Raw genomic sequence first — 13717 nt, 5'->3', positions numbered from 1 at the left:
TACAACGCTGTCCCTCATGCCAGCGACTTGCAAGCTTGCGACTTAGTCTGATAGTTCGTTGATAAGCGGCTGCTGAGCCGCCCGTAGATTATCGACCGGGGCAACATGGCCGATGTTAGTTCGCGGAAAAGTTGGCTACGACTTTGGCCGGCCGTCACGGCGTACGGTTGCTTGTTGACGCTTCAGATAGCCGTATTCGGATTCGATTGGTTCGCCAGCTCGCGTGTTGCTCGCGAAATTTTCTCCGGCGTGATGATTGGATTCGCCTTTCTAGGAATCATCATTGGGGGGACAGTTGGCCGAAGCTGGGTGACTGGCTGGCTGGTGTCCATCATCCTCTTTTCCATCAGCATTGCGTGCATGATTGCACGCACCGCGTGGGATGGCGACCCGAGTGTCTATGCGGTACTGTTGACGGTTCCCCTGATCGTCTTGATGAGCTGTATGCCGCTGATCGCTATGCGGAATCTGCGAGGTTGGTCGCTGACGTTAAGCGAAACTCTCGAGCAGCCCAAAGCCCGGTCCAGCGTGGAAGACTTGTTCTTGATTGGTGTTGTCACAGCGGCGTGCATCAGCATCTTTACGCACATCGACGAATATCTTGGGGCAGGGCCGGAGGGTGGCATCCCTATCGTCATGGGTATTACGCTGGCTATCGGAGCCGTCATCGGTATTCCATCTGTTTACATCGGCTTTTGCGCTAAGAGCTGGCTTGCTCGCCTGAGTTTGTGGCTGCTGTTTATTTTTTGTGCGTGTGCGATTGCTGTTCCATGCGTAGTCTACCTGGGTGGTCTGTCTATCGACCGGGCGATAACGGATGTTGGGAACAGCTTGGCAGTAGCGTTGGTAACCACAGCTCTGGGCTGCGTCGTCTTACGTGCCAGCGGGCTTCGGCTGACACATTTCGAACGCCAAGCTGTCCATGCGGTTTCGGGAACCAGCACCGATGGTCCAACCACCGGACTACTGTCAACCCATCCGCTGGATGAGTGCGACGCGTCATCTTCTACTTCCAACACCACAACGGATATACAATCGCGCTGGTATCCTCGTGCTGTGGTTACGTTGGTCGTTGGCGTGGCTTGCTCGTTCACCGTCGGTCAGATAATTGCCGATCAACGCAAGAGGAGTTTCTGGGAGTCCGTCAGCAACATTCTCAAGGACCAAGACGAGCACATTGCAGAGATTTGGGCGCCCGATAACCGAGTCACCAAGGTTACGGTAACGGACCAATTCAACGATGCTGATCTGGCGCGGTTGCTGCTGCGGTTTCCGACCATTGAACAATTGAACCTGGCTGGATCCAAGGTGACTGGAGCGGGTCTAGCTGGCCTGGCACGTGCTAAATCGCTAGGCGTGCTGGATTTATCTGACACACAAATCACCAGTGCAGAACTTCCTCCAGTACGGGGCCCGAACCTCCATACCCTCTCGATTGCCGGTACACCCATTACGTTGAAACAAGCAATAGATATTGCTCAACAGTGGCAGCTATTTGCGTTGGATGTAGGGCGTACAGGCATTACTGACGATCAACTCGCAGAAGTCAACGGAATCGCTTCTCTCAGTGAACTGTCGCTGGCTGGCAACTCGATTACAGATGCTGGGTTGAAGCACTTAAGTACATTTACATCACTGAGAAAACTCGACTTGAGCGATACACCTATCGACGGCTCGGGCTTTTCCGCGATCAGCGGGCCACGTATCACCCGATGGATCTTGGACGGTACGCAGATCACCGACCAAAACCTGGCGGCGCTGGCGGCGGGCAGCGCTGAAGCTGTATCGATCCGCCGAACAGGCATTACGGCTGCAGTGCTACCCAGCCTGGCGGCACGACCCATGGAATTGACCTTGGGTGAAGGCCCGATCACTGAGCAAGACTTGATGAAGCTGCCGGTATGTACCTTCTCGCGATTGAGTCTGAATCATTCCAAGTTCACTGGTGCTTGTATGACAACCGGAAATTTGCGATGCGATCATATCGACCTCAGTCACTCCAGTGTCAGCGAAGTTGAATTGAGCAGATTCAACCAGCCACACCTGACGACGCTCGATCTATCTGATACTCGAGTCTCCCTGGCAGCCGCGATTCGTACAGGTGCCTATGAACTCACATTTCGCGACAACCCAATTGATCCGCGCGAACTGCTCCAGGCCGGTCGCCAAATTAGCGCTCTCATCATTCGCAGTTCGCAGGTAACACCCGAGCAAGCAGCACATGTGCAACGCGTGCTACAAAGCATAAAGATCGACGAGCAGTCCATGTGGGGTGCCTACTAACTTCGCTGTGCGGTGCCGGCTCTCCACCGACCTTGGTCGGTGGTAGCACGACTGTTTGGCTAGCCGAACAAGTCGTCGGTCCACCGAGCAAGCTCGGTGGAGCCGTGCAAAAACCGAGGCTAACGCCAACGGCTTAGATGGCCTGTAGGTGGCTTAGGGGCACGTAGAACTTGCGGTAGGATTTGCCGTCGCAGTATTTCTGACCGCTGGTGTCGGGAACGAGGATGGTCGCTCGGCGGGTGATGCGATTAACTTTCCCAATAAACGTGCGACCTTCGTGCTGGAATGAAACCATCGACCCGATGCGAATGTTGTACTTCTTGGCAGCCCGCTCGTGCTGAGTCACCAGGTCGTGTTTATGTTCAGTATGGCCAAACATGCGATGGGCAATTGTTTGAAAGCGACCGGCGGCGCAGTTGCTGTCTTCCCAGACCAACATTTCGGCCAAATGGATCAGTTCGTGTTCCAGGATCCTCTGCATGGCTTCGATGCGATTGGCGCAGGTGTGTCCCGTCACACGAATCGGTCGCTCCAAGTCGCCGAACGTCTGAAAGAGCAACGTAGCTGACAAAGCAATTTCGTACGATGTTCGCGCACCGCCTCGACCACGCAAACGATGCACGGAACGAATTGTCTTGCCACCGGCGCTCGTCATGCGACTCGACCAGCGAAACGACAAACCATGCAGTCGGGCTAGCGACAACAACCTCGAATCAAAGAACAGCACATCGTACAGTTCCGCCATCCGCTGCAAATCAGCCGCGGTGGTGGATGTAAAGTTGGCTGACTTCATCGCGCGCGAATGGCCGAGCACGGTCTCGGCAATTTGATCCGTGCGATGCCGTATGTCTTCTTTGACCAAGTGACGTTGGCCAACAACTTGACCCAGCAAGTGGGCCTGCTCGCGGTGTTTCTGCGCCAGAATGCGCTGCGCTTGAATCCGTTGAGATTGCGCGAGTTGTGCGTTGGATTTTCGGGTGCGCTGTGTCACTGTTGTCTTTGGCCGCGGAGTGCTCGCCATAGCTGCTCCAGGTCTTGCTCGTGCCTTAATACCACTTACTGCCTCGTGCCGGGCGAACAGCGAGAACGACTGCATTATAGAAAGTGATGCACGCCGAGTCGAGACTTGATTTGCGTTTGATTCAGCTACGATGTCGTCTACTTACCCGTTTTGCTCTAATCTGAATTGGACGCATCAAAGTGCTTTGCGCGCTGCTTCAACATCTGCGCGCACCATTGCTGCACCTGACGAATCGTTTGCTCAAACTCAGCCAACTGCGATTGAATCTGCTCCCACTCGGCTCGTTGCGCTAGCGTTTCGAGTTGCCCCGCTAAATCCGCAGCGGAGGTCAAGCCCACATTTCGCAAATTACTTTTCAGAGTGTGAACCGCACGTCGGGCTTCACGATTATTCTGTTGCTCAACACTGCTAACAAATAGTTGCCGCAATCGAGCAGATTCGGTGCGTAGCATGCCCACAACTTCGGTTGCCAGTTCAGAGTTGCCACCCATCAGCGACTCAATCGTGCCCCAATCGGGCAACGGTTGCGGATCAGGCTGTCTTGATTCTTGCGATGTCGATGTCTGAAAAGTCCCCGTCGATGTAGGTTCAATGGCTGGCACGGCCGCACCGATTGCTTGACGCAAGGCTTCCATCGGAATGGGTTTAACGAGAAAGCCATTCATTCCAGCCAGTCGTGCTTTTTCGCGATCGCTGGGCATCGCATGCGCAGTTAGGGCAATGATGTGCACGGGACTCAACCCACTGGCCTGTTCTCTGGCACGAATGCGCCGCGTGGCTTCCAGACCGTCGACATCCGGCATTTGAATATCCATCAGCACAATGTCGAATCGCTCGTCAGCGCATTTCTGAACTGCTTCGATGCCATTGCGGGCCAGAGTTACATAGTGTCCCAGCTGCGTCAAGATGCCTTGCAATACCGTCTGGTTTATAGGGCTGTCTTCAACCAGCAGGATATTAGCGCACGGTGTTGCCTCGGCGCTACTTAAGCTACCATAGTCCGCATCTTTGGACTGCTGATCGTTGTTGGTCAGGGCCGCTTTCAGTTCCGCGCGGCAGATGGGCCGCTGCAACCATCGATAGTCGGCGTGCCGTAACCAAGAGGGTGTTTGAGAAGGTCTGGCCAGGGCCATTGGCACGGCCAATAGGTATCTCACGACAACGGGCAAACTTCCAGGCTCTTCGTTCGCCAGTTCACGAAAGTCAGCGATAACTATCGTGTGATTGCCTGCCGCAAAGAGTTGCTTCGGTTCGCGAGCCATTAGTTGCGGAAGATCCATGGTCACCACCTGGTAGCCCAGCGCCACCAAGTCGCGCTCCAACGTTTGGCTCCACAACGTCTTTTGAGCGACGATGGCCACATGTGTGACGACTGAAATTTCTGTGCCACTAGCGATCACTCGCTCAGGTGCCGGAGTAACGACGCGCATGGGCAGCACAAATTTAAAAGTACTGCCCTCTTTAGGCTGACTGGATACAGTTATTTCGCCGTCCATCAAATGCACCAACTCGCGACAAATGGCGAGTCCTAAACCGGTGCCGCCGTAACGGCGCGTGGTACTGCTATCGGCTTGGCGAAACGCCTCGAAGATAACCGCTTGCATCTCCGGGGGAATGCCAATCCCGTTGTCGATCACTTCAAAGCGAATCCTTTCTACGACGGGCGCATGAAGCACGTGACCGTCGAGCCTGCTGTTAGGTTCAGGGCCATCCTGCAACGCAACCCGCACGCAGATGCTCCCACGCTGCGTAAACTTGATGGCGTTCCCGATCAGATTTAGCAGGATTTGCCGTACGCGTTGACCGTCGCCGGCAACTTGCTGAGGTAAATCGGGCGCACAGTCGATAACCAGTTCCAACCCGCGAAGCTGTGCACGGGCGGCCAGTGAGGCTGCGGCATCTTCAACGCACTTCACTAAATTGAATGGCTCGTTGTCCAATTCCAGTCGATGCGCCTCGATCTTAGAGAAGTCCAACAGCGCGTCGATTAAAGCCAACAAGTTATCGCTGCTAGTCCTGGCCAGCATCAGGTACTCGCGCTGCTGCTCATCCAACGTGGATCGCTCTAGCAATTCGTGCAGGCCCACGATGCCAGTCAGCGGCGTGCGCAGTTCATGACTGACGTTCGCCACAAACTCGCTTTTGGCCATATTGGCTCGCTCGGCAGCTTCCTTAGCCGTTTGCAGTTCCGCCACGTTGCGTTTGCGGCGAGTAATGTCACGAATGAAGATCGCCCACCCAGACGAATTCTCAACCACCAACGGATGCGCAGAAATCTCCGCATCGAACCAGGTATCGTCAGGGCGTTTGAGGCGGACTTCAATCCGACGACCGGTGGCTTTTTTTAGTAAGCGGTTCAGTAGCAACGCGTCGGATGCGGCTGCCGATGGAACGCGCGGTGGACTGGCTGAGTTTTGGTCGACCGTATCGTCACTGTCCTCCACACGCAGTGGACCAGAATCCGATCCGCCAATGTCCGAAGTAGCCGGACGCATGATCTCACCCAACGGAGGATGCTCTTGCTGCTGCTGTTGGTAGCCCAGGATCGTCGCCACGGCCGGGTTAACTTCCAAGACGCGACCATCAATATCGACGATCAACACTGCATCCAGCGCAGCTTGAATCAAGGCATGTGCCCAGGATTCGATGCGCTGCAACTGAATCTTGCCGCTGAGAGTCTCCGTTATATCCCAGAAGATTCCCTGGACGCCTATAATCTTGCCCTTCGAATCGCGCAAGGGTGCCTTGCGCACTTGCATAAATGCCAAGCTGCCACTGGCTAGCTGAGTGCGCTCGACCAGGTCGACGAATCTCCCGTCGCGAGTCACGCGTTGATCATCCTGACGGAATTTATCCGCGATCTCTTTTTCGTAGAAGTCGTAGTCGGTTTTGCCTAGAATGTCATCAATGCTGTGACCCAGCAATTCGCTGAAGGACTGGCTAATAAATATGAAGCGGCCATCGAGATCCTTCTGAATCACGTGTACCGGCAGATGTTCTAAGAGCGTGCGATGGGCCATCTCGGAGCGTTCAACCGCCAACTGCAGTTCGGACCCAGTGCGTTGCAGCTGCCTGGCTCGACGCTTCACGCGTCCGACCAGCTGACGCCTAATGCGGGCACGCTGCTGCAAGCGATGACGTTGTTGGCGATGAGCCCAAGCCAGCGCAAATGCCCCGACAGAAACGAACAGCATATTGCGCAGCTCGTCCCAAAACGCCTCGCCCTTGGCAAAAAAAACGGGCAAAGCGACCGTCAAGATTACAAACCAGCACAAGCGATACGAGTAACGCGCACCCAAAAATGTCAAGAAGAGCGCGTACACAACCAGTGGTAGAGCAGTTCCCAGGTCTGGCGGCCCGATGCCCAACAGAACCGGTACGATGCTGAGCGTAATTACGACGACCGCCATGCGTGCAGCAAATCTCTGCGAACGCTCGCGAAACCAGATTTCGCGAAACTTGCGGCCGTCCATTTTTTAAACTCGCAAGAAGATTCTTTGTCGATACAGAAACCACAGAAACAACCACTGACATGCAATTGTACCCGCGCTCAATACAAATTTGGCGAGTCCTGGCACCCAATAATCGCCGGCTTGTGCGGTTCCCGTCAGAAAGAATTCAGCCATACCATCAAAGTCTATGAAACGTTGCGCGACGTAGATGGTGATCGCATTCATGCCAATGACGACCCAAAAGAACGCCCACTTTCGCCAACCGATGACGTCGATGATCGCATAGAACCAGGCCAACAGAATCAGACTGCAGCCGCCGGCGACCAGTACATAAGAACTTGTCCACAAGATCTTGATGATGGGAAACGCGCTGCTCCATACAAGCCCCAGCAACAGCGAGCCCGTACCGGCCATCATCATGCCAGCCACCTTGGTCCAAGGAGCCGCTGCAGACTTCAGCCAATACCCAGTCAGTACACCCATCAGCGCAGTACCCACTGCAGGAATCGTTGACAGCAAGCCTTCGTTGTCACCGAATCCATAGTAGGTCTTCTTGATACTGCCGATCAAATAATTTCGATCGATGTAGCCCGATAAATTGCCTTCGATCGAGTAATCACCGGCGACGCCGCCAGGTGCAGGCACCCAAGCCATAATTGCCCAATAACTCAACAGAATACCGACCAGCCACGCAGCCAGTCCGCGTACGTTGAAGTGCAAGTACAGCAGTGCCGCCGCGCCATAACAAATTGCAATGCGTTGCAACACACCCGCCACGCGCAGTTCGCTCCACTCGAATCGCAAAATGCCATTGCCCAACAATCCCAAGCAGAATAACACCAGTACGCGCCGGGCGATGCGAATGTATGCGTCGCGCGGTTTGTCGCGATACTTCTCAAGGGAATAAGGTAAGACACAGCCAACCAAGAACAGGAACAGCGGAAAGATGAAATCGTAAAACCGAAATCCTTCCCACTGAACATGCTTAAACTGCAACGATAGATTCGCTGCCCAAGGCGCGGGATAGAGCGCGAGAAAGCTGAGGATCAGCGCATCGCCCCCAGTGATCCAAAACATATCGAAGCCACGCAAGGCATCGATCGACAACAAACGCGGCGACGCAGCCGGCGCAGCTGCGGAAACAGTCGACATCGATCCAGTCGACATCGAGGCAGTAGTGGTTACAGCAGGTGATGTGGTCGTCGGCGAGACAATCGGTGAGACAGCGGTGTCGGACATAGCTTACTCGGCCTGGCAGTTTTCATGCTTGAGATTTTCCGCGTACAGATCCCTAGAGATTCTAATCGGAAAATATCAAGATGAAATTGCCGGAGCACGTCGACGCGCGCAATTGCTTAGCACTTTACAATACTGGGCCCACCGTCCAAGGCACAAACTCGTCGTCGCCAATACCTAGCAACTCGCTCTTTGTTTTTTCTCCGCTGGCTACCCGCAGCAGGTGCTCGAACAGCTCTTGACCTAGTTCTTCAACGCTGTGGCCCTCAACTGCCTGTCCAGCGTTGAAATCCATGTCGTCTAGCATGCGTCGATACAATGCCGAGTTGGAGGCGATCTTCAAACTGGGTACTGGTTTGCAGCCGTAACAACTGCCGCGTCCGGTGGTGAAAGCGACCAGGTTGACACCGCTGGCGACCAGCCCCGTAACGCTGGCTGGATCGAACCCCGGACTATCCATCACGACAAAGCCCTTGGCGGTAATCGGTTCGCCGTATTCGTACACCGCTTCCAAAGCCGTATGCCCTGCCTTGGCGACCGCGCCAAGCGACTTCTCGGTGATGGTGGTTAGTCCACCGGCTTTGTTGCCGACCGATGGGTTGTTATCGATCTCTTCACCAAAGACCGAGGTATACCACTTCCACCATTCGATACGTTCGAGCAATTTATGAGCAACCGCCGGCGTGCGCGAGCGACGAGTTAGAATTTGCTCGGCACCGTAAATCTCAGTGGTCTCAGCCAGCACGGTGGTGCCACCACAGGCCACAATCAAGTCCGATGCACAACCCAAGACAGGATTAGCAGTAATACCCGAATAGCCATCGGAACCTCCACAGTTGGTCCCCAGAATCAGTTTGCTTGCGGGCACGGTCGTGCGCTCCGCTGCGTTAACATGCGGCAGCAGATTCTTAACCATCTCTACCCCGCGCTCAATGGTCTTGCGTGTGCCGCCTTCGTCTTGGATCGATAGAACTGGAACAGTGGCTGTAGCCGCACTGGTACTATGCGAGCCATTGTTCAGATGAGCAGGTAGCTGGATCTGATGAAGCCCTTGCGACTGAACCAAGTGCCCCAAGGTACCTTGTTCGCACCCCAGTCCAATCAAGATGAAGCCGCCGATGTTCGGATGGCGCGCAACTCCACCCAAGATGCGAGCCAACATGCGGTGCCGCGATCCATCGTAGGCCATCGCGCATCCACCGTCGTGTTTGAAGGCTACGACACCATCGACATTCGGGAAATCCTTCAACGACTCGGCATCGAATTTTTGCGCAATCATCCGGGCTGCTGAAGCCGAACAATTAACGTTGCTGATAATCGCCAGATAGTTGCGTGTACCCACTTGCCCGTCAGGTCGCACGTAACCTTCGAAAGTATAGTTAGTCAGCGGCTGAGGACTGGCCGGTATTTCAGTAGACAGTGCCTCCAAATCAATAGTGTGATCGCACTTTAAATTGTGTGAATGCACATGATCGCCTGGTTCAACGCGACAAGTGGTCAAACCAATGGGCCAACCGAACTTCCAAATGGATTCATTTGGTTCAAGCGTAGTGATGGCTACTTTGTGGCCTGGTGGAATCGTCTGTCGCACAGCTATGTCCGACCGCCCGACGTGGATAACGGTCCCCTTGGGCAATTCCTTGAGCGCGACTACTACATTATCGTTGGCTTGCAAATGAATAAACGAAGGCTGCGCGCCATTGGCCGGGGTCATACGATTCCTTTGGTGGAGCGAACGTGGGCAAATTTCAATGCCCACAGCCTACCCAACAGCCGATGCCCACTCAAGACCAGGCAGGCACCAGCGCGCAAATGTGCGGTGCCAACAACCCTGGAATTTCATTGCACTACACCCAGTTCAGCATGGCCTGGCGGGAGTCGATGTTCAGGTGCACATGTTCGTCGACTCGGGCGACCCACGACAGCGGAATGAAGTGATGTTGGTTATCGGGACTATCTTTACGGGTCAACTTGATCTGATTGCCTTCCACGCCATCGACCAGTCCGATGGTTTTGCCGCACGAAGCAATTACGGGCATGTGGTTGCGAATGTTGGTTGACTGATCACCTTCGTGCTCGTTCGTCCCCAGCATGTCTTTAGCACCCTCGGCCATATTTTCGGCGCCTTCAGAGATGGCGCGGCCAGTACTCTTGGCTGCTTGGCTGACCGACTCGCCCATATCCTGCAGCGATTCTTTAACATTTCGAGCCATAATAAACACCTCGTGTTGTGAAAGTTGTGAAACGGTTCACAGCGCTAAGGTGCAACCCATGTGCCGGAAGTCACCTCTCCAAGGCTTCGCCTTGGGGAGGTCGAATCGAGCCCGTAGCGAGATTCGGGAGGAGTCTGGGCACGTAGCCGATCTCGCCAGAGATTGGAAATCGATTGGTGACGCGTCCAAAGTCTGGCGACTTCAGCTACAGGTTAAGTACTGCGAGAGTCTTGCCTAGCGCACTGCCCCCTCCCGCAGACGAAGGCTGAACGCCTCGTCTGCGACCTCCCCCAGCTGCGCCGGGAGAGGTGACCGTCACCTCTCCAAGGCTTCGCCTTGGGGAGGTCGAATCGAGGCTTTGCGAGATTCGGGAGGGGTCTGGGAACGTAGCCGATCTCGCCAGAGATTGGAAATCGATTGGTGACGCGTCCAAAGTCTGGCGACTTCAGCTACAGGTTAAGTGCCGCAGGAGTCTTGCTTAATGCACTGCCCCCTCCCGCAGACGAAGGCTGAACGCCTCGTCTGCGACCTCCCCCAGCTGCGCCGGGGGAGGTAACCGTCACCTCTCCAAGGCTTCGCCTTGGGGAGGTCGAATCGAGGCTTTGCGAGATTCGGGAGGGGTCTGGGCACGTAGCCGATCTCGCCAGAGATTGGAAATCGATTGGTGACGCGTCCAAAGTCTGGCGACTTCAGCTACAGGTTAAGTACCGCAGGAGTCTTGCTTAATGCACTGCCCCCTCCCGCAGACGACGGCTGAACGCCTCGTCTGCGACCTTCCCCAGCTGCGCCGGGGGAGGTGACGCATTCCGCTACTTGATCAAGATTTCGCCGGGCATGAGTGCCCAGGCTTTCATGGCTTGGCCGCGAGGCTGCAGGCAGCTTTGAATGAGGGCGGTGGTGGCGCGTAGGTCAAAGCCTTGATGGGCCATCGTCTTGAACACACTACCGCTGAGCAAGCTGTGGACTTCGATGTCACGGCTTTCTTCTTCACCCAGGAGTTCGAGCAAATCAAAACCGGATTTGACGACTGGGCGATGAATAACTTCGAACTTATCCAGCTTCGCCTTCTTGGCCACTGCGGCCAGGCAATCATCCAGTCCGCCGATTTCATCGACCAACTTGTGAGCCTTGGCCTGGGTGCCGGACCATACGCGTCCGCCGGCCAGTTCTTTCAGTGTCTCGACCGGCAGTCCACGTGACTTGCTAACCAGTTGTAGAAACTTAGTGTAAACATCATCGATAAAGCTCTGCATGACTTTAACGTCTTGCTCACTCCATGAGCGATCGATGCTGTCGCTCTTGGCGGCATCATCCAGGGCAATGGATTCGACATGCACGCCCACGCGTCGGAAGAGCGAACCGGCGCTGATCTTCAGTGAAAAGACGCCGATGGAGCCAGTGATCGTGCCTTTCTCGGCATAAATCGGCTGGCCGATACATGAGACCCAGTAGCCGCCGGATGCTGCCATTTCACCCATCGAAATGAGCGTAGGTTTCTTTTCGGCCATCGCCGCCAAGGCGCGGCGGATGGCTTCGCTAGCCGTGGCACTGCCGCCGGGCGAATTGATGCGCACGACGATGCCCTTGACCTTGTCATTGCTGGTCAAGTCCTCGATGACTTTCACCGTTGGTCCGGACACGATAGAGCCAGGCGACTCTTTCTTGCCGTCGACAATCGCACCGCTCAAATGCAGAACAGCGATCGTGCCCTCCTTGATATTCGAAACTGGCTTCTTTTCGCCGGACATGAGAATGCCCATGAGTTCAAAGAAGCTCATTTCGCGTTTGGGGGCGGCCTTGGGCTTGGTCCATTCCAACTTCTTGCCGATCATCTCATCGATGGTGGTTTTCATCGAACCATACGGCGCAAGTTTGTCGACCAGGCCTCGACTGAGTGCTTCGCTCGGCAGGAGCATGCGTTGCTTCTGCATTTCGCGAACTTGAGCAGCAGTCAGCGAGCGACCACGCACGATGCGATCGACCTGCGCATCGTTGATAGCCGAGAGCATCTCGAGGTAATGCTCCCGCAAGTGATCGCTCATCTGCGGATTGAGATACGGTTCAACCGCACCTTTAAAGTCACCGGCCCGTACCACAGAAGCTTGCAAACCAATTAAGTCCATGGCGTCACGATAAAACATCGACTGCATCGACATCGAGGGCATATCGACGCCACCAAATTCAGCCAACACTATTTCTTTGCAAGCCACGGCCAAGGCAAGATGGGTATTGCTTGGGTTTTCAAGCCACGCAATCGTATGTTTGCCAGCCGACTTGAGCTTGTCCAAATGCCGCGAGATCTCGTCCAATTGAGCAGGGTTCATGACCAGCCCGGCGTCCGATAGATCAAAGACCACATGCGACACACTGGCTTCTTTGCCTAGCGCATCGAGATAGTCGCAGAGTTTATAGAACGACTTCTGCTTCAGTGAATCGCCACCCATTAGTAAAGCGGCTGGATCTAGCCCCATCGGTTGGGCCAGATCAACATATTCTCCTGAGAGTTCGAGCACCCGGATAACGGGAGCCGCTTCGGCTTTATCGGCAGTTTTATCGGCCGACTTATCGGAGCGACGCTGACGAGTTCGCTGCGGCTTGGCTTCGTCAGCGGCAGGCTGGTCGACTTTCTTTTCCTCGCCAGGCGCTGCCTCAGCCACAGCTTTTTGCTCAGGAGCCGGCGCCTCCCCCGCATCAGGTGGCGAAGCTTCTTTCTGCGCAAAACTGGTCGCGCATGTTCCACTTGAAAGTACCAACGACAACCATGCTGCGCACACAACATTCAACAATCGCATCGGACCACCTGCTCCTGCGGCGAAACGAACTACAGAAAAAGCACACATCCATAATAGCTGTTTGTGTGTGAGAATTCTCTGAAAGATGAGCGGAAACGACTCATGTATCCGAACTCCGTAGCCGACCTCGCCAGAGTTTGGACCGTTCTTCGTAGCCGAACTCGCCAGAGTTTGGAAAGAAAAGACTCGGGGCCACCAACGCCTGGCCGGCCGGCACGACGAAAGCCTTGACGGCTTCCGCTACAAATGCCTTGATGGCTTCCGCTACAAAAGCCGGTCTAGCTAGACAGGCAGCGAACGTTTTGCGTTAGATTGTCGAGAAATCTCGTGAAATTGTTCGTGGTCTTTAGATTCACCTAGCGGTTCTCACTATGTATAGGTAGTTCTGGAGACCAGTTCTCCCTTGCAGCCGATTTGCGAAAATCAATGGTGCCTGACTGACCATTACGAGAGCTGGGCAGATTTTCCGCCTGCGAAACTTTGTGGCTTAGACAGTAACAATAGGAGTATCAAGTCTATCTCTTGGAGCCTGTGCACTCTTGTCAGCCCCCTACAATACAGGTAAAGGATGACGTTTAAATTTTCGCGTGCTATCAAACCGATGTGACAATGGCTACATGAATCGACCTTTAAAATTGTGGCGATAATGCGCCAGAATGCCCCAAAGCATAGTGACTTAGGGGGCAGGAGTTCACTATAGTAATGATAGCGGGTCGGGAT

General features: G+C 54.7%; 7 protein-coding genes. 1 reads left to right on the top strand and 6 read right to left on the bottom strand.

Annotation, left to right across the window (positions count from 1 at the left end):
* The first annotated feature begins 174 nt into the window (after positions 1-174).
* Positions 175-2283 (top strand): hypothetical protein, encoded by a 2109-nt coding sequence (locus SH573x_RS13260; RefSeq protein WP_479355745.1) that lies wholly within the window; start codon positions 175-177, stop codon positions 2281-2283.
* 133 nt (positions 2284-2416) lie between these two features.
* Here the strand turns inward: SH573x_RS13260 and SH573x_RS13255 are convergent, their stop codons facing one another.
* The 6 genes from SH573x_RS13255 to sppA all read right to left on the bottom strand — a co-directional run bounded on the left by SH573x_RS13255 (position 2417) and on the right by sppA (position 12997).
* Positions 2417-3274, bottom strand: coding sequence for a hypothetical protein (locus SH573x_RS13255; protein ID WP_479355744.1), 858 nt, complete (start codon positions 3272-3274; stop codon positions 2417-2419).
* 185 nt (positions 3275-3459) lie between these two features.
* Positions 3460-6777: a hybrid sensor histidine kinase/response regulator gene (locus SH573x_RS13250; protein WP_479355742.1), complete on the bottom strand. Its 3318-nt coding sequence runs from the start codon at positions 6775-6777 to the stop codon at positions 3460-3462.
* 3 nt (positions 6778-6780) lie between these two features.
* Positions 6781-7995, bottom strand: a complete 1215-nt coding sequence (locus SH573x_RS13245) for an acyltransferase family protein (protein WP_479355740.1) — start codon at positions 7993-7995, stop codon at positions 6781-6783.
* A gap of 124 nt (positions 7996-8119) precedes the next feature.
* Complete coding sequence (locus tag SH573x_RS13240; protein ID WP_479355738.1) at positions 8120-9706, bottom strand: UxaA family hydrolase; 1587 nt, start codon at positions 9704-9706, stop codon at positions 8120-8122.
* A 133-nt stretch (positions 9707-9839) separates the two neighbouring features.
* A complete protein-coding gene (locus tag SH573x_RS13235) occupies positions 9840-10205 on the bottom strand; it encodes a DUF2171 domain-containing protein (RefSeq protein WP_479355736.1) in 366 nt (121 codons plus the stop codon).
* 809 nt (positions 10206-11014) lie between these two features.
* Positions 11015-12997 carry a signal peptide peptidase SppA gene (gene sppA, locus SH573x_RS13230; protein WP_479355734.1) on the bottom strand — a complete coding sequence of 661 codons (1983 nt, stop codon included), beginning with the start codon at positions 12995-12997 and terminating at the stop codon, positions 11015-11017.
* Positions 12998-13717 lie beyond the last annotated feature (720 nt).

Source organism: Rania fehmarnensis, from assembly GCF_056494185.1.
The sequence above is the reverse complement of the archived record's forward strand: the minus strand, read 5'-3'. Positions and strand labels throughout refer to the sequence as shown.

Coding starts and splice junctions, on each gene's coding strand:
- SH573x_RS13245 (WP_479355740.1), bottom strand. CDS start 7,995: ATGTCCGACACCGCTGTCTCACCGATTGTCTCGCCGACGACCACATCA.
- SH573x_RS13240 (WP_479355738.1), bottom strand. CDS start 9,706: ATGACCCCGGCCAATGGCGCGCAGCCTTCGTTTATTCATTTGCAAGCC.
- sppA (WP_479355734.1), bottom strand. CDS start 12,997: ATGCGATTGTTGAATGTTGTGTGCGCAGCATGGTTGTCGTTGGTACTT.
- SH573x_RS13235 (WP_479355736.1), bottom strand. CDS start 10,205: ATGGCTCGAAATGTTAAAGAATCGCTGCAGGATATGGGCGAGTCGGTC.
- SH573x_RS13250 (WP_479355742.1), bottom strand. CDS start 6,777: ATGGACGGCCGCAAGTTTCGCGAAATCTGGTTTCGCGAGCGTTCGCAG.